The sequence below is a fragment of the Kocuria sp. cx-455 genome, from assembly GCF_057707085.1.
The window spans coordinates 82940-100642 of record NZ_JBYIPM010000003.1 but is presented as its reverse complement, the minus strand read 5'-3'; the positions used below and the strand labels follow the sequence as shown (position 1 = coordinate 100642).

13 protein-coding genes and 2 riboswitches are annotated in these 17703 nt (G+C 64.3%); of the genes, 8 read left to right on the top strand and 5 right to left on the bottom strand.

The window, feature by feature from the left end; translation table 11 throughout:
• Nucleotides 1-172 precede the first annotated feature (172 nt).
• From rplJ to gcvT, 4 genes are all read left to right on the top strand, one after another.
• Complete coding sequence (gene rplJ / locus AC3ENJ_RS05965; protein WP_190781333.1) at nt 173-706, top strand: 50S ribosomal protein L10; 534 nt, start codon at nt 173-175, stop codon at nt 704-706.
• A gap of 125 nt (nt 707-831) precedes the next feature.
• Nucleotides 832-1218 carry a 50S ribosomal protein L7/L12 gene (gene rplL, locus AC3ENJ_RS05960; protein WP_431813382.1) on the top strand — a complete coding sequence of 129 codons (387 nt, stop codon included), beginning with the start codon at nt 832-834 and terminating at the stop codon, nt 1216-1218.
• Nucleotides 1219-1371: 153 nt separating this feature from the next.
• Nucleotides 1372-1475: riboswitch (glycine riboswitch) on the top strand.
• Nucleotides 1476-1595, top strand: a riboswitch (glycine riboswitch).
• Nucleotides 1596-1643: 48 nt separating this feature from the next.
• Nucleotides 1644-4538, top strand: a complete 2895-nt coding sequence (gene gcvP / locus AC3ENJ_RS05955; RefSeq protein WP_431813381.1) for an aminomethyl-transferring glycine dehydrogenase — start codon at nt 1644-1646, stop codon at nt 4536-4538.
• Nucleotides 4538-5683 (top strand): glycine cleavage system aminomethyltransferase GcvT, encoded by a 1146-nt coding sequence (gene gcvT / locus AC3ENJ_RS05950; RefSeq protein ID WP_431813380.1) that lies wholly within the window; start codon nt 4538-4540, stop codon nt 5681-5683. Before gcvP ends, gcvT begins: the two co-directional genes overlap by 1 nt.
• Before the next feature lie 150 nt (nt 5684-5833).
• On the opposite strand, the gene AC3ENJ_RS05945 is transcribed toward gcvT, so the two are convergent.
• Both AC3ENJ_RS05945 and AC3ENJ_RS05940 read right to left on the bottom strand, forming a co-directional pair.
• Nucleotides 5834-6148 carry a CDGSH iron-sulfur domain-containing protein gene (locus tag AC3ENJ_RS05945; RefSeq protein WP_190781337.1) on the bottom strand — a complete coding sequence of 105 codons (315 nt, stop codon included), beginning with the start codon at nt 6146-6148 and terminating at the stop codon, nt 5834-5836.
• Nucleotides 6145-7194: an iron-containing redox enzyme family protein gene (locus AC3ENJ_RS05940; RefSeq protein WP_431813379.1), complete on the bottom strand. Its 1050-nt coding sequence runs from the start codon at nt 7192-7194 to the stop codon at nt 6145-6147. The genes AC3ENJ_RS05945 and AC3ENJ_RS05940 overlap by 4 nt, the downstream gene beginning before the upstream one ends.
• A 241-nt stretch (nt 7195-7435) precedes the next feature.
• On the opposite strand from AC3ENJ_RS05940, the gene AC3ENJ_RS05935 reads away from it, so the two are divergent.
• Nucleotides 7436-8146, top strand: coding sequence for an MBL fold metallo-hydrolase (locus tag AC3ENJ_RS05935; RefSeq protein WP_431813378.1), 711 nt, complete (start codon nt 7436-7438; stop codon nt 8144-8146).
• Here the strand turns inward: AC3ENJ_RS05935 and AC3ENJ_RS05930 are convergent.
• The 3 genes from AC3ENJ_RS05930 to AC3ENJ_RS05920 are packed head-to-tail and all read right to left on the bottom strand — an operon-like array spanning nt 8143 to nt 10792.
• Nucleotides 8143-9156, bottom strand: coding sequence for an IS481 family transposase (locus AC3ENJ_RS05930; RefSeq protein ID WP_431813377.1), 1014 nt, complete (start codon nt 9154-9156; stop codon nt 8143-8145). The two genes, AC3ENJ_RS05935 and AC3ENJ_RS05930, sit on opposite strands and share 4 nt — an antisense overlap.
• Entirely contained in the window at nt 9153-10526 is a 1374-nt protein-coding gene (locus tag AC3ENJ_RS05925; protein WP_431813376.1) for a serine hydrolase domain-containing protein, read from the bottom strand. Before AC3ENJ_RS05925 ends, AC3ENJ_RS05930 begins: the two co-directional genes overlap by 4 nt.
• Before the next feature lie 8 nt (nt 10527-10534).
• Complete coding sequence (locus AC3ENJ_RS05920) at nt 10535-10792, bottom strand: hypothetical protein (protein ID WP_190806843.1); 258 nt, start codon at nt 10790-10792, stop codon at nt 10535-10537.
• A 151-nt stretch (nt 10793-10943) separates the two neighbouring features.
• Here AC3ENJ_RS05920 and AC3ENJ_RS05915 point away from each other — a divergent pair, with 151 nt between their 5' ends.
• The 3 genes from AC3ENJ_RS05915 to rpoB all read left to right on the top strand — a co-directional run bounded on the left by AC3ENJ_RS05915 (nt 10944) and on the right by rpoB (nt 17651).
• Nucleotides 10944-11864: a GbsR/MarR family transcriptional regulator gene (locus AC3ENJ_RS05915; protein WP_431813375.1), complete on the top strand. Its 921-nt coding sequence runs from the start codon at nt 10944-10946 to the stop codon at nt 11862-11864.
• 245 nt (nt 11865-12109) lie between these two features.
• Nucleotides 12110-13834, top strand: a complete 1725-nt coding sequence (ctaD, locus tag AC3ENJ_RS05910; protein WP_190781340.1) for an aa3-type cytochrome oxidase subunit I — start codon at nt 12110-12112, stop codon at nt 13832-13834.
• 307 nt (nt 13835-14141) lie between these two features.
• On the top strand, nt 14142-17651 hold the full coding sequence (gene rpoB, locus AC3ENJ_RS05905) for a DNA-directed RNA polymerase subunit beta (RefSeq protein WP_431813374.1): 3510 nt from the start codon (nt 14142-14144) through the stop codon (nt 17649-17651).
• Nucleotides 17652-17703: the final 52 nt, after the last annotated feature.

Sequence of the window (17703 nt, the reverse complement as noted above, 5' to 3'; positions counted from 1 at the left end):
AAACGGGGAATGGCCAGCGCAGGTGAACCAGCACGAATCTTTTCAACAGCGTCTCGCGGTGCACACCGCGTGCGATGTGTATCAGGTCGAGCCCCGGGCATCTGCGCGGGGCTTTTTTGTGTTCCGAAGCGGATCACGAGAATCCGGCATACACAAGCAAGGAAGGAGCACCATGGCGAATCCTGAAAAGGCTGCCGCGGTTGCGGAGTTGAAGGAATTCTTCTCCAACTCGCACGCTGCCGTCCTGACGGAGTACCGCGGGCTCACCGTGGCTCAGCTGAAGACGCTGCGCCGCACGCTCGGTGAGAACGCTGAATACGCCGTGGTGAAGAACACGCTGACCGCAATTGCGGCCAAGGAAGTCGGCATTGACGCGTTCGAGGGCCAGCTCAACGGCCCCTCGGCCATCGCGTTCATCTCGGGTGACCCCGTCGAAGCTGCCAAGAGCTTGCGTGACTTCGCCAAGGACAACCCGGAGCTGATCGTCAAGGGCGGTTACCTCGACGGCGTCGCAATGGACGAAGCGGAGATCAAGAAGCTTGCGGACCTCGAGTCCCGCGAGGTTCTGCTGGCCAAGGTTGCAGGCGCTGCCAAGGCGTCCCTGTCCAAGGCTGCCGCGCTGTTCCAGGCCCCGCTGTCCAAGACCGTACGCACCGCAGAAGCCCTGCGTGCCAAGGTCGAGGAACAGGGCGAGAACGCCGCCTGATCCCTCACGGGACCCCTGGGTTTCGGGTTCCGGTTCCGGCCGGGCGAACCCGTGTTCTATCACCACGCAAAACCTCGTCGGTGCCCGCGGGTACTGACAATCACGTAAAAGAAGGAGCCAACACCATGGCTAAGCTGACCACCGAAGAATTGATCGAGGCTTTCAAGGAGCTCTCCCTCATCGAGCTGTCCGAGTTCGTCAAGGCCTTCGAGGAGACCTTCGACGTCACCGCTGCCGCCCCCGTGGCCGTGGCCGGTGGCGCTCCCGCAGCCGGCGGCGAAGCCGCTGCCGAGGAAGAGAAGACCGAGTTCGACGTCGTCCTGGAATCCGCAGGCGAGAAGAAGATCCAGGTCATCAAGGAAGTTCGTGCCCTGACCTCCCTCGGCCTGAAGGAAGCCAAGGACCTCGTGGACGGCGCTCCCAAGCCCGTTCTGGAAGGTGCCAACAAGGAGACCGCCGACAAGGCCAAGGAATCCCTCGAGGCTGCCGGCGCTACCGTCACCCTCAAGTAATTCCCCGCGCCTCGCGCGCGGCTCGTCCCGCGTAGCTCGACCCGTCAGGGCCGCTGCCGGTGACATCACCTCGCAAAGCCCCGCATCATTTTTCGGTGCGGGGCTTTGTGCTGCCCGGGGTTGTGCCAGACTAGGAGTGACCATATTGGCCGTCACAGTGCGGCGGGAGAGCATGGCGGGTGCGTGTGCACCGCGTCGTCGCCGAAGGAGCAAACCCTCCCCGGGAATCTCTCAGGCACCCGTACCGCCGCACCAGGCCACTCTGAAGAGCTCGCCCGCCGCAGTGACGCGGGCGGACACCGACGGGGCAAGCGGGTACGCACGGTTCTTGGTGCGCACCGGCGGAATCTCTCAGGTTGACGTACAGAGCGGGGAGGAACTCACCGGGACTTAGCACGCCCTCAAGTAACCCAGGAGACCCTCACATGTCTTTCCTGCCCCGTCACATCGGCCCCGACGCCGAAGACGTCACCACCATGCTCCGCGCCGTGGGCGTGGACGGTCTCGATCAACTCGTTGATCGCGCCGTTCCCGAGAGCATCCGATTCCGCGACACCCTGAACCTGCCCGAGCCCCGCAACGAGACCGAGGCGTTGGCCGCCATACGTCGGATTGCGGCCCAGAACACCGTGATGCGCCAAATGATCGGCCAGGGGTACTTCGATACGGTCACTCCCGCCGCGATTCGACGCAACATCCTGGAGAACCCGGGCTTCTACACCTCCTACACCCCGTACCAGCCGGAGATCTCCCAGGGCCGCTTGGAGTTGCTGCTCACCTTCCAGAACGCCGTGATCGACCTGACCGGCCTGGATGTCGCCAATGCTTCCCTGCTGGATGAGTCCTCCGCCGTGGCCGAGGCCGTCCTCATGATGCGCCGAGCCAACCGCAAGTCCCGCAGTGCGCGCGTGATCGTCGACAGCCGTTCGCTCCCGCAGACCCTGGCCATCCTCACGGGCCGGGCTCGTGCCGCCGGCATCGAGTTGGTCATTGCGGATCTCGGCGCCGACGACGCCGCGGCCACCTTGGCCTCGGACGGAGATTTCTTCGGTGTGGTCGTCGCGCAGATCGGCGCCGACGGCGACGTCATTGATCCCACATCCGTGATTGACGCCGCCCACGAGGCCGGCGCACTCGTCACAGTGAGCACCGATCTGCTGGCCCTGACCACGCTGGTGAGCCCCGGTTCCGTTGGTGCGGATGTTGCGGTGGGTTCGTCCCAGCGCTTCGGCGTGCCGCTGTTCTACGGCGGCCCGCACGCGGCGTTCATGGCCACCCGCACGGGCGTGGAACGGTCCATGCCCGGTCGCATCGTGGGCGTGTCCACGGAATCCTCCGGCGCCCCGGCCTACCGGCTGGCGCTGCAGACCCGTGAACAGCACATCCGTCGCGAGAAGGCGACCTCGAACATCTGCACCGCTCAGGCGTTACTGGCCATCGTGGCCGCCGCGTACGCGGTGTACCACGGTCCCGCCAAGCTGCGTGAGCTGGCCCACCGGCTGCACGGACTGGCCACCGACTTCGCCGAAGGGCTGCGCGAGCGCGGTATCGCCGTGGCCCACGAGCGGTTCTTCGACACCGTGACGTTCGCCGTGGCGGGTCGCGCGGACGACATTCTTGCCGCCGCCGCCACCCGCGGCATCAACCTGCGCCGCGTCGACGCGGACACCGTGGGCGTGAGCTTCGGCGAGTCCCACACCGGCCAGGACGTACAGGACGTGCTGGAGGCCGTCAGTGAGGCGTGTGGTATCGACGAGAACGTGGAGCCCAGCTCGAACGAGCTGGTGGGAATTCCCGAGCAGTGGCGCCGCACGGACGAGTACATGAGCCACCCGGTCTTCCACACCCATCGTTCCGAAACGTCCCTGATGCGTTGGCTGCGCCAACTCTCGGACAAGGACCTGGCGCTGGATCGCACCATGATTCCGCTGGGCTCGTGCACCATGAAGCTCAATGCCGCCGCGGAGATGGAGCCCATTTCCTGGCCCGAGTTCGCCAACATCCACCCGCTGGCACCGCGGGACCAGGCGCAGGGCTGGCACGAGTTGATCGAACAGCTCGAAGACTGGCTGGCGGAGATCACCGGTTATGCCGGGGTGTCCGTTCAGCCCAACGCGGGCTCGCAGGGTGAGCTGGCGGGTTTGTTGGCCATTCGCCGGTACCAGGTCGACCGCGGGGAATCCCAGCGCAAGACCATCCTGATCCCGGCCTCGGCGCACGGAACCAACGCGGCGTCGGCCGTCCTGGCGGACCTGCGGGTCGTGGTGGTCGCCACGGCGGCGGACGGGCTGATCGACCACGAAGACCTCAAGGCCAAGATCGAATCCGTGGGTGATGAACTCGCGGGCATCATGGTCACCTACCCCTCGACCCACGGCGTGTACGACACGGACATCTCCATGGTGTGCGAGGCGATTCACGACGCCGGTGGCCAGGTGTACGTGGACGGCGCCAACCTCAATGCGCTGATGGGTCTGGCGCGCCCGGGCCGGTTCGGCGGGGACGTATCGCACCTGAACCTGCACAAGACCTTCTGCATTCCGCACGGCGGCGGCGGTCCGGGGGTGGGTCCCGTGGCCGTGGCCGAGCACCTGGTGCCCTACCTGCCGGGCAACGCGGTGACGGCCGACCTCGACGAGCGCGGCGCGGGCTTCCCGGTGTCGCAGGCTCCCTTCGGTTCGGCGGGTGTCCTGCCCATCACCTGGATGTACATTGCCATGACCGGCGCCGAGGGCCTCACCGAGTCCACCCGCACGGCCGTTTTGAGCGCCAACTACATTTCCAAGGCGCTCTCGGATGCGTTCCCCACGCTGTACTCCGGCGACGGGGGACTGGTGGCCCACGAGTGCATCCTGGACCTGCGTCCCATGACCAAGGCGTCCGGCGTCACCGCTGAGGACGTGTGCAAGCGACTGATCGACTTCGGGTTCCACGCCCCCACCCTGGCGTTCCCGGTGGCCGGTACCCTCATGGTGGAGCCCACCGAGTCCGAGTCCCTGGAGGAGCTGGACCGCTTCATCGAGGCCATGCGCACCATCCACGCCGAAATGCAGGAGATCGCGGACGGCAAGATTGCGCTCGCCGATTCCGTGATCCGCAACGCCCCGCACACCGCCCAGGTGCTCACCGCGGATGAATGGGATCGTTCGTACTCGCGCTCACAGGCCGCGTACCCCGTGGCTTCGCTGCGGCGGGTGAAGTACTGGTCGCCCGTGGGCCGCGTGGACAACGCTGCCGGTGACCGCAACCTGGTGTGCTCGTGCCCGCCGATCGAGGCGTTCGACGCCGCCTACGCCGCTGCAGCGGGGGAGGAGAACTGATGAGCGAGAAGAAAACGCCCCTGTACGCCGCCCACGAGGAACTGGGTGCCCGGTTCACCGATTTCGGCGGCTGGTCCATGCCGGTGCGCTACGCCAGCGACACCGCCGAGCACCATGCCGTGCGGCGCGGTGCCGGAATTTTCGACCTCTCGCACATGGGCGAGGTCGAGGTCTCCGGGCCGCAGGCGGGGGCCTTCCTGGACTTCGCCCTGGTGGGCGTGCTGTCCACGGTCTCCGTGGGTCGCGCCAAGTACTCGATGATTGTGGATTCCGAGGGCCGTGTGCTCGACGACCTGATCACTTACCGGGTCGACGAGGACCGCTACCTGGTGGTCCCCAACGCGGGTAATCAAGAAGTAGTCGTGCGCGAGCTCACCGCTCGCGCCCAGGGTTTCGATGTCGCCGTGACCGACCAGGGTGCCGAGACGTCCCTGATCGCAGTTCAGGGTCCCCGCGCCCTCAAGGTCCTCAAGGCCACGGACCTGGACCCCAGCGACGTCGTCGAAAACCTCAAGTACTACGCCGCCGCTCCGGGACGTTGTGCGGGCATCGACGTGTTGATCGCCCGCACCGGCTACACCGGTGAGGACGGATTCGAGCTGTACTGCAGCAATCAGGACGCCCCGCAACTGTGGAGCGCGCTGCTGGCAACGGCGGGGGAGCTGTCCGCCGAGGACGCGCCGGTGTCCGCAGCGGGGCTGGCCGCGCGTGACTCGCTTCGCCTGGAGGCGGGCATGCCGTTGTACGGGCACGAGCTCTCCACCGAGATCACCCCGGCCGAGGCCGGCCTCGGTAAGCTCGTGGAAATAGCCCTGAGCAAGAAGGGCGAGGCGGGAACGGACACCGTGGGCCGTGAGGCACTTATGACCCTGATCGAATCCGATCCCGAGCGCACCCTGGTGGGTCTGGAGGGCGTGGGGCGCAAACCGATCCGGGCCGACTACACCGTGGTCTCGGGGGGCGAGACGGTGGGAGTGGTCACCAGTGGTCTTCCCTCGCCCACACTCGGTAAGCCCATTGCCATGGCACTGGTGGCCACCGCCGCGCTGTCCCGAATCGCCCACGGTGATGTCAGCGTTCGGGACGCCCGCGGCCGCGAGATCGAGGTCAAGCACACGGAGCTGCCGTTCTACAAGCGCGGCTGATTCGCGCGTCAGGCGCACCATTCGGAAACGGCTGACACGACCACGGGTCGGACACCTCGTTCAAGGTGGCCGGCCCGCGGTGTTTTTCGGAGTGCGCGCTCCAGGCACGTTGGTGGCCGACGGAACACGAGAACTTTCAGGATCGGTTGCTCAGTCCCGGTCCTTAGGGGGCATGAAGGCTCGCACCGTGGCCAGCTTGTGAGAACCGTCGCAGTGCGGGGCTATGCTGGTCATCCCGCAGCGGCACAGGGCAATCACCGTGCGCTCGGGAGGCAGCGGTTCGGCACCGGGCTCCGAGGCCAGCAGGAAATCTCCGCGAACCAGCAGCGGGCCCCTGGGGCACACGGTGATGACTGGGGGGTCCTCTGCCGGAGCCGGCGCCTGCGGCTCACCCGTGGCGGGTGCATCGTCAAGTTCGACCTCCTCGCGAGAGGATGCCGCCTTGTCGGAGGAGTCCGCGCTCATGTCCGGGGTTCCGGGGTGCGCAGCGAAGACCGGCCCGAGGACCAGGCCTCAAGCATGTGATCGCCCGCGCGTCCGTCCACGTAGAGGCATGCGGCCGCTCCGAAGAAAATGTCCTCGGTCAGGTGAGGTTCGTCATCGGCGAGGTTTCCCGCGAGTTCTCGCGCGGCCAACTGTTCATGCACGGCGTCGGCCTCGACGTGCTCGTCGAAGTACCAGGTGACGTCCTGGCCGTAACCGTTCTTGCGGAATGCGTTGCCGTAGTGCTTGTTGGGGATGGTCGAGGTCATCTCGAAGGCCGCCAGGTGGCCCACGTTGGCACCGCGCAAGCGGCGGTGGAGACCGAACATGCTGATGAGGTTGATCGATGCCAGGGTGCTGGCCGGCACCAGATCCAAGTAGGCATCAGGGGTGTCGTCCAGGCCGAAGTTGCGCATGGTGCGAGCAAAGATTTCGGAGTGCACCTTGTCCGGGTGGCCGCCACCGTATTCGTCGGCCTGGATCTCCACCATGGCTGCCTTGGCGCGTCCCTGGAGTTTGGGAATGGACCACGTGTGCGGATCCGCTTCGCGCAGGGTGTAAATGGATCGCTGAATGAGGAACTCACGCAGTAGTTCCTCGGTGGCGTTCTTGGCCAGCCAGATGGCGGTGCTCGGCTTGGCGGCGGGCTGGGTCATCTCGAAGAGAGCTTCCGCGGCGTCCTTGCCGTCGCGGGGCAACGGCGAGGGCAGCACCACGTGCGCGCGCAATTGCGCTTCAAAGCGTTCCTCGATCAGGGACCGTAACCGAATCAGCTCCGGATCCCATTCCCAGTCGCCACGCAGGAAATCGACCGGACCGTAGTGCAGGAGGTACAGCAGGAACAGGGTGAGCTGTAGGTCTTCGTCACCCAAGATGTCGTGGCACTCGTTCAGCGCTCGTTCGACCGCGGCACCTAATCCGAGCGTTGCATCGGGGGATTGCTGCCCTCCGGTCAATACGGCAATCACCGCGGAGCTCACAGGCCCTCGGGCAGTGGGAGTCTCGGTTTTCTCCGTCAATGTGGTCACCGGTCTCAACTTTCTGTCACTTACAGCGTCCCATGCGTCTACACGGACCCAACAGTGTGGCCCGTCATGCGTGACACCGCAGATGACGGACCGTAACCTATTGTAAGACGGCTTAGCGTGGGCCTGGTCGTCCACCGACAGTATGTGGTCCGAACTTCGCTCCGGGCGGGTCTGTCTGTGCACGGGTTACGGGCCGGAAGGAAAAATCATGTTCTTGAAAAATGTGGCCCCTGGGATCCATATGATCCAAAGCCATAACGTCAATTGCTACCTGCTCGAGGATGATCAGGGGCTCACCCTGGTGGACGCGGGTCTTCCGAGGGTCTGGACCGAACTGGGGCACGCGATCCGCGAACTCGGGCGAGTACCCGCGGACCTCAAGGCGCTGGTGCTGACCCACGCGCACTTCGACCACGTGGGAGTGGCCGCCAAACTCGTTGAGCGACTCGGTATTCCGGTGTACGCCCACCACGAAGAAGTGACCCTGGCCGCCCACCCCTATCGTTACGCGCATGAGAATCCAGTGGCCGCATATCCCGTGCAACATCCCCGGGCCATCCCGGTACTGCTGTCCATGGTGTTCGGTGGTGCGGCAGCGGTGAAGGGGGTGACGGTCTCGCGACGGCTCGAGGTGGGGCAGGAGGTTCCGGTTCCGGGCCGCCCCAGGGTGGTCCTCTCAGCCGGCCACACGTACGGGCACTGCGCCCTGCACTTGCCCCAATCCGACGCCCTCATCACCGGGGACGCGCTCGTCACGCTCGATCCGTATTCCGGGCTGACCGGACCGCGAATTGTCGCAAAGGCGGCCACTGCGGACAGCGCCATGGCCATCGAGTCCCTCCACGCCTTGGCGCAGACCGGTGCCACGGTGGTGCTTCCGGGACACGGGGATCCATGGCTGCGGGGGGTTGAACGAGCGGCCGACGAGGCGCGCCGCAACGGTGTCGCCTAGCTGTAGGAGGCCAGGACGTTGGTGACGCGCGACGGCGTCGCCGAGGCCGGCGGCTCTCCGCCGTGCGCACCGTGGGGCCGGTGGTAGTTGTAGTGCCGGTTCCATGTTGTGAGCGCACTGGAGCGTTCGGTCTCTGAGCTCCAAGTCCTGGCGTACAGGAACTCTTCGGCCAGGATGCGGTTGTAGCGCTCGACTTTACCGTTGTGCTTGGGCGTGTACGGCCTCGTGCGGCGGTGCTCTGCGCCCTTGAGAGCATCCGTGAATGCCTGGGCGCGGTAGCAGGCGCCGTTGTCAGTGACGATCCGCTCGATCTTCGTGATGCCGTGCTGGGCGAACCACTCGCGCGCTCGGCCGAGGAAAGCAACCGCGGTCGCTGCCTGTTCGTTCTCGAGGGCCTCGGTGTAAGCCAGGCGCGTGTGCCCGTCGATCGCGGAGTGTAGGTAGACGTATCCGCTGCGCGTACCTCGCTCCTTCGTTCGCGCGACGGCTCTGGCCTGAGCGCTCTCTCTTCCGTGCGCGCGCCAGCCGCCGCCGTCGGGGATGCGGCCCGTCTTCTTCACGTCGAGATGAACCATGTGCCCTGGGCGTGCCGCGACGATCTTCTGCGGCTGTCGATTTGTTTCGCCGTTCGGGTCGATGAACTTTCTACGGTTCAAGCCGAGCTCGGCGAGGAGCCTCGTGATCGTGCGACGGCTGACTGTTGTTCCTGCCTGTTCGAGCTCGAAGACGATGCGGGATGCCGGCCATTTGTGCTCGCGCCGCATCGACTCGATCTTGGCGACGATGTGGCCTTGTGTGGAGGTCGGCTGCCGCAGGGGTGTGGACGGGCGATCGCGGAGACCGAGCTCCCCGTACTGGCGATACCGGTTCACCCACTTCGATGCGGTTGCGCGGGAGATGCCCATCTCGGCAGCGACATGCGCGATCGGACGGCCCCGGCAGCGTTCGACGAGCCGGCGGCGTCCTTCAGGGGTGAGCGGTGCGTTGCGGTGCACCGTGCGGCTCCTCATGATTCCCGCGGGTGGAGGCGGGCGTTGGTGTGGATGTATTGGGCGCGCCCGTCGTGGAAGCCGAAGATCGCGGCGGTCTGCATGTCTTCGAGCGGCGTGTTCGGAGGCAGGAGGAAGTGAGTGTCGTCGATGGGGAGCAGGTCGTGGGTGATGCGGTCGGGTGTGCACATGATCGCGGCCTGCATGGGGTCGACGTCGAGGTGAAGCTGGAGGTGGCCGTGTTCACTGGTGACCTCGAAGCGGGTGCCGGGTCGTTCGTAGACGCCGATGTAGCGGGCCGGGTCCAGGGTCGGTGCCGGGTCGGGGACCGGCAGGGGCGGGATGGTGGCGGTGCCCAGCCGGGTGAGGATGAGGTCGAAGATCTCCCGGTGGCGTCCTTCGCGGGAGTCGCCGTTGCTGAGCAGGACGAGGGCGAGGTCGTCGTCGGGCAGGATGCGCATGCGGGCGTTCTGCCCGATCGTGCTCCCGTCGTGCCCGTAGACATCGTGCCCGTGCCAGTTGTCCACGACCAGGCCAAGTGCCCATTCCCGGCCGAGGGTGTAGGGATCGGGGATCGGCACCCGCGAGGTCATCATCTCTCGTATGGCGGCGGCCGAGACGATGCGCTGTCCGTTCGGGGCGAGACCAGCGTGCAGGTAGACGTGGGCGAGGGCGAGCACGTTGCGGACGGTGGAGGTGACTCCGCCGCCGGCCCCGAACGCACGGGGCAGGTCGTCCACCGGCGTAGGGATCGGCCCCTCGTCGAGCGACCGGATCAGATGACCTCGGGCCGCACGGGCCGGTTCGACCTCTTCGCGCCACGCGTGGGTGCTGGTCGCACCCATCGGGGTGAAGATCCGGTCGGTCATGATCCGATGCCAGGGTTTGCCGTCGATGACTTCCATGATGCGGGCGAGGATCGCGTAGCCCAGCGCGGCGCTGTATCCGTGGACCGAGCCGAGGGGGCTGACCTGGGGAGCATCCACGATCGCTGCGACCATCCGCCCATACACGTCATCGTCTTCGCCGGGGTCACCGTAGGATTCCTCGATCCCGCTCGTGTGATTGAGCAGCTGCCGTGGCGTCACCTGGGCGCTCACGGCCGGGTCGGCCACCTGAAAGTGCGGCAGGTAGCTTTGCACCGGTTCATCCAGGGCGGCTCTGCCTTCGTCGACAAGTTGCAGGAAGGCCAGCGCCGTCCACGACTTCGTCAGCGACCCGCACTGGAACACCATGCCGGATGTCACAGGCTCCCCCGTGGTGATGTCTTGCACGCCGTAGGCGAGTTCGGTCACCTCGCCACGGTGCAGGACGCCGATCACAGCGCCGGGCGTCTGATACTCGTCCAGAATCTGCCCGATCCGAAATTCGAGCTCTGCCAGCGGGTTCACACGTGGGCCTACTTGCCGAGTCCGATGGCGTTCGCCGCGTCGGCTTCGGTGTACTCGGTCACCGCTGCCGGTCCGGCATATCCGTCGAGCAGATCGCGCACCGCGTCGATCGAGTCGTGCCGGATCACGTTCACCGCCCTCGTCCCGTCCGTGCTCGCGACGGCGAACACCCACGCCGCACCTTTGGGCAGGCGGCCATGCGCCTTCTTCAGCCCGCTCCAGAACCGGTCGCTGTCGTTCACGGTCGAGATCGCCAAGACGTGCATGACACCCTCCTTTATGTTTCAGATCACCGAAACGCTACGTTGCGTTTCTTCAGACGTCAACGTAAAGTGCCAGGAATCAGAAGATCTTTGCGAGACTATGGTGGTGAACGCAATCCTGCGCGTTGCAGTGTGATCGGAGGACGGAATGGTGGTGAGCCGGCTGAGTCTCGAGGACCGGCAGACGATCGCGGCCGGGCTCGCCGAAGGACGCTCCTACGCGCAGATCGCACGACAGATCGGACGCCCCACCTCGACCGTCAGCCGCGAGGTAGCCCGCAATGGGCATCGCGACTACGACGCCGCCGACGCGCAACAGACGAAACGGCGGCGCACCTGCAAACGCGTCACCGTGGCACCGGCGAACAGCGCCGAGGACGTCCAGCACGCATTCATCACGGAACTCGCCTCCACGCTCACCGCGACGGGAATGCCCCGAATGGCCTCGCGCGTCTTCGCCAGCCTGGCCACGTCCACGACCGACACCATGACGGCTGCCGACCTCGTACGCGGCCTCGGCGTCAGCCCCGCATCGGTGTCGAAAGCGATCGGGTATCTCGAGGGCATAGAGCTGGTCGAACGCCACGTCGAGCCCGGGAGTCGCAAAGAGCGATACGGAGTCGGCGACGACGTCTGGACACGAGCGGTCCGCACTGATTCCAGCGGCCACGCGAGCGTCGCCGACGTGGCCGATCGCGGCATCGCCCTCTTCGGCGACGAAAGCCCGGCTGGCATCCGGCTCGCCCACATGGGCCGATTCTTCGCGAGCCTGACTGAGCAACTCCGCGGCAGCAACCTCGCGGACCCGACCGTCGACGACGCCATGACCATCGTCGCCGCGCTCGGCCACACGCGGCACCGGATGACCCGAGCACAACTGGCCACCACACTCGAATGGAGCCCTCGCCGACTCGACGACGCACTACAACAATTACGGCAACATCCGGTGTTCGCCGACCCGTTCACAGTCCACGAGAACAACGCAGGCTACTGCCTACAAGCCCGGCCCGACCGCCTCTCCGCACAGCAACACGCGGCCCTCCAGAAGCTGACGGCATCAACCGACGATCAATGACCCGACCGTCAACAACCTCATGGCCAGCAACACCTAGCGATCCCGTGGCCCGGCGGCGGTGACGATGGTGGCCTTGGGGCGATATTTAATGGGCGAATAATTAACGCTGTGTAGAAATTGATCAGTAGGGCTATTGAATGCTTGCCGCTCAGGCGTAACGTGGATTACACGAGACCCTTTGCCCACGATCACACCGGCGGAGCCGCTTCTGTACCCCCAGCAGAAATGCCCGGTTAGGACGCATCATGGTCATCCATGAATACACGGCAACCGAACGTCGCAGCCGCGCGAAAGTAGCCGCGGGTCCCCGCTCCAAGGGGCGGGTCATTGCCTCCTGGCTCACCTCCACCGATCACAAGACCATCGGGTACATGTACCTGATCGCCTCGTTCACGTTCTTCTGCCTAGGCGGCGTCATGGCGCTGCTGATCCGTGTGGAACTCTTCGATCCCGGTTTGCAGATTTTGGAAACCAAGGAACAGTACAACCAGTTGTTCACCATGCACGGCACGCTGATGCTGTTGATGTTCGGAACTCCCTTGTTCATTGGTTTCGCCAATGTGCTGGTGCCGTTGCAGCTCGGTTCACCCGACGTAGCCTTCCCTCGGCTCAATGCGCTCGCATTCTGGTTCTTCCTGTTCGGCTCTTTAGTGGCTATCGCGGGGTTCATCACCCCGCAGGGCGCCGCATCGTTTGGTTGGTTCGCGTACGCACCCCTGAATGACACCACGTTCAGTCCCGGGGTGGGTGGGGATCTCTGGACGTTTGGGCTCGCACTTCAGGGTTTTGGCACCATCATGGGTGGTGTCAACTTCATCACCACCATCCTGTGCATGCGCGCCCCCGGTATGACGATGTGGCGCATGCCCATCTTCACGTGGAACATTCTTCTCACATCCATGCTCGTGATCATGGCCTTCCCTCCACTGGCCGCAGCGCTCTTCGCGCTCGGCATGGACCGCCGTATGGGCGGGCACATCTTCGATCCGGAGAACGGCGGTGCCATTCTCTGGCAGCACCTGTTCTGGTTCTTCGGGCACCCCGAGGTGTACATCATCGCGCTGCCGTTCTTCGGCATCGTCTCCGAAATCATCCCGGTGTTCTCGCGGAAACCGATCTTTGGGTACAAGGGGCTGGTCTTCGCGACTATTGCGATTTCCGCGCTGTCCATCACGGTGTGGGCTCACCACATGTTCGTCACCGGCGCGGTGGCACTGAGCTTCTTCGCCTTTATGTCCATGATGATTGCGGTGCCCACCGGCGTGAAATTCTTCAACTGGATCGGCACCATGTGGCAGGGTTCTGTGACCTTTGAGACACCCATGTTGTGGTCCCTCGGATTCTTGTTCACGTTCCTCTTTGGTGGACTCACCGGCATCATCCTGGCCACACCCGTCCTGGATTTCCACGTCTCCGACACGTACTTCGTGGTGGCCCACTTCCACTACGTGGTGTTCGGCACCGTGGTGTTCTCCATGTTCGCCGGGTTCTACTTCTGGTGGTCCAAGTTCACCGGCAAGATGCTGAACGAGCGGCTGGGAAAAATCCACTTCTGGATGTTGTTCATCGGCTTCCACATGACCTTTCTCGTTCAGCACTGGCTGGGAGTGAGTGGGATGCCCCGCCGGTACGCGGACTACATGCCGGAGGACGGGTTCACGTGGATGAATCAGCTGTCGACCGCCGGTGCCATTCTGTTGGGGCTGTCCATGGTTCCGTTCTTCTGGAACGTGTACACCACTCATCGGCACGCGAAGAAGATCGAAGTGGATGACCCATGGGGCTTCGGGTGCTCTCTGGAATGGGCCACGTCCTGCCCGCCTCCGCGCCACAACTTTGTTTCTCTGCCGCGCATCCGGTCCGAGCGCCCAGCTCTGGATCTGCATCACCCGGAGCTGGCGGCGTTCGCAAGTCAGCAGTTCGACGCCGGCATACCGCTGGCCGGAGGTGGCGGGACGCGTGGCAGTTGACGAACGCAACAGGCCAAACGCGCCCGCGCGACGGCGTCTTCCTTCGGGATGAATCCCGGCGCGGAAGGCAAGGTAGGTAACCAGAGGGGGGGTATCGTACGACGAGTTGTCCAGTGCGTCCACTACTGGTGTGGACAACACGCAAAAGAAGCCGTAAACTAATAGCTTGCGTTGTCCCTTATACATGCGTGCCTTCATATAGCGGTGGGCGCCACCGGGGCGGGTTGCGCACACAGCCGACACCAGCCCCCAATTCTCATCTCGGGAACCTCGCGAATTCACTGCATGTCTGTGGAAGGATCACATCTTGGTCGCCTCGAGCACCGATTCGAACGTCACCGCCAATCACCCCACGAGCGATAACATTCCTCGTCGAATTTCTTTCGCAAAGATCCATGAGCCGCTGGACGTCCCCAACCTGCTTGCACTTCAGACGGACAGCTTCGACCGTCTGGTGGGCAATGAGCGTTGGCAGGCCCGCCTCGCACAGGCCCAAGAGACCGGCGAGACCGGAGTGGCCACCACGTCCGGACTGTCGGACATCTTCGAGGAAATCTCTCCCATTGAGGATTTCCAGGGGACCATGTCCCTGTCGTTCTCCGAACCGGAGTTCTACGACCCCAAATACACCATGGATGAGTGCAAGGACCGCGACGCCACCTACTCGGCGCCGTTGTACGTCAAGGCCGAGTTCATGAACAACACCACCGGCGAGATCAAGCAGCAGACCGTGTTCATGGGCGACTTCCCGCTCATGACCGAAAAGGGAACCTTTGTCATCAACGGTTCCGAGCGCGTGGTCGTCTCGCAGCTGGTGCGTTCCCCCGGTGCCTACTTCGAAAAGGGCCAGGACCGCACGTCGGACAAGGACATCTTCTCCGCGAAGATCATTCCGTCCCGCGGTGCGTGGTTCGAGCTCGAGATCGACAAGCGCGATCAGGTGGGCGTCCGTCTGGACCGTAAGCGTAAGCAGTCCGTGACCGTGCTGCTCAAGGCTCTGGGCTGGACCGAGTCCAAGATTCTCGAGGAGTTCGGCGAGTACGACTCGATCCGTGCCACCCTCGAAAAGGACACCACCGAGACCCGCGAAGAAGCTTTGTTGGACATTTACCGCAAGCTGCGTCCGGGGGAGCCGCCCACGGTTGATGCTGCCCAGTCCCTGCTGGACAACATGTACTTCAACCCCAAGCGTTACGACCTGGCCAAGGTGGGCCGTTACAAGATCAACCGCAAGCTGGGCCTGGACAAGGCCTTCACTGACGCGGACGCTTCGGTGCTGTCCGTGGACGACATCGTGGCCATGATCCGTTACCTGGTCACCCTGCACGCCGGTGGTTCCACCATGCAGGGCACGCGTGACGGTGAACCGCGCGAGATCCACGTGGACGTCGACGACATCGACCACTTCGGTAACCGCCGCATCCGCGCGGTGGGTGAGCTGATCGAGAACCAGATCCGCACCGGCCTGTCCCGTATGGAACGTGTGGTCCGTGAGCGGATGACCACCCAGGACGTCGAGGCCATCACGCCGCAGACCCTGATCAACATCCGCCCCGTGGTCGCCGCGATCAAGGAGTTCTTCGGAACCTCCCAGCTGTCGCAGTTCATGGACCAGAACAACCCGCTGGCCGGTCTGACGCACAAGCGCCGTCTCTCCGCGCTGGGCCCGGGTGGTCTGTCCCGTGACCGCGCCGGCATGGAAGTCCGTGACGTGCACCCCTCGCACTACGGCCGCATGTGCCCGATTGAAACCCCTGAGGGCTCCAACATCGGCCTGATCGGTTCGTTGGCGACCTACGCGCGCATCAACCCCTTCGGTTTCATCGAGACCCCCTACCGCAAGGTTGTCAACGGAGTCGTCACCGACGAGGTCAGCTACCTCACCGCGGACGACGAGCGCGGTGTCACCATTGCGCAGGCCAACGCCCCGTTGACCGAGGACAGCCACTTCGCCGAGGACGCCGTTCTGGCTCGTGCCTCCGATGGTTCCGGTGAAGCCGTGCTGGTGGAGCCCTCCGACGTCGAGTTCATGGACGTGTCTCCGCGCCAGATGGTGTCGGTGGCCACCGCCCTGATCCCGTACCTCGAGCACGACGACGCCAACCGCGCGTTGATGGGTGCCAACATGCAGCGTCAGGCTGTGCCGCTGTTGGTCTCGGAAGCACCGTTGGTCGGTACCGGTATGGAGCGTTACGCCGCGATGGACGCCGGCGATTCCGTGTTGGCGATCAAGCCCGGTGTGGTCGAGGAGGTCTCCGCCGATCAGGTGAAGGTCCTCAATGACGACGGCACCACCAAGCTCTACCCGATCAACAAGTTCGTTCGTTCGAACCCGGGTAACACCTACAATCAGCGCGTGATCGTTTCCGAGGGTGAGCGGATCGAGGACCGCACGGTCATCGCGGACGGCCCGTCGACCGATCAGGGTGAACTGGCGCTGGGTAAGAACCTGCTGGTTGCCTACATGTCCTGGGAAGGCCTCAACTACGAGGATGCGATCATCCTCTCCCAGCGGATGGTTTCCGAGGACGTCCTGACCTCGATCCACATCGAGGAGCACGAGATCGATGCTCGCGACACCAAGCTTGGTGCTGAGGAAATCACCCGTGACATCCCCAACGTGTCCGAGGAAGTGCTCTCCGCCCTGGACGAGCGCGGCATCATCCACATCGGTGCCGAGGTGCAGGCCGGTGACATCCTGGTGGGCAAGGTGACCCCCAAGGGTGAGACCGAATTGACCCCCGAGGAGCGCTTGCTGCGCGCCATTTTCGGTGAGAAGTCCCGCGAAGTGCGTGACACCTCCCTGAAGGTGCCCCACGGCGAGTCCGGTACGGTGATCGGCGTGCGCGTGTTCGACCGCGACGACGAGGACGACGACCTGCCCGCCGGCGTGAACCAGGTGGTTCGCGTGTACGTGGCGCAGAAGCGCAAGATCACCGACGGCGACAAGCTCGCGGGCCGGCACGGTAACAAGGGTGTGATTTCCAAGATCCTGCCCATGGAGGACATGCCGTTCCTCGCGGACGGTACCCCCGTGGACGTGATCCTGAACCCGCTGGGTGTGCCCGGCCGGATGAACTTGGGCCAGGTGCTCGAGGTTCACACCGGTTGGCTTGCCAAGCAGGGCTGGAACATTGAGGGCAACCCCGAGTGGTTGGACCGCCTGTCCAACTTCCCGAAGAGCTCCGGGCCCACCAACGTGGCCACCCCGGTGTTCGACGGAGCTCGTGAGGACGAGATCTTCGACCTGTTGGACCACACGAACCCCACCCGTGACGGCGATCGTCTGATCGACCGCAGCGGTAAGGCCCTGTTGTTCGACGGTCGTTCGGGTCAGCCGTTCCCGGATCCCGTGTCCGTGGGTTACCAGTACATCTTGAAGCTCCACCACTTGGTGGATGACAAGATTCACGCCCGTTCCACCGGCCCGTACTCCATGATCACCCAGCAGCCGCTGGGCGGTAAGGCCCAGTTCGGTGGTCAGCGCTTCGGTGAGATGGAGGTGTGGGCGTTGGAAGCGTACGGCGCCGCATACACCCTTCAGGAACTGCTCACCGTGAAGTCCGATGACGTCCACGGTCGCGTGAAGGTGTACGAAGCCATCGTCAAGGGTGAGAACATCCCGGAGCCGGGTGTGCCCGAATCCTTCAAGGTGCTCATCAAGGAAATGCAGTCCCTGTGCCTGAATGTCGAGGTTCTCTCGGCGGATGGTAATGCGGTGGAGATGCGTGACTCCGAAGATGACAGCTTCCGTGCAGCCGACGAGCTCGGCATTGACCTTTCGCACTCCGAGCCCAGCTCGGTCGAAGAGGTCTGATTCCTCAACTCGTAACCGGTAAGCACGAACCACTTCAGGATTTTCAGAAAGA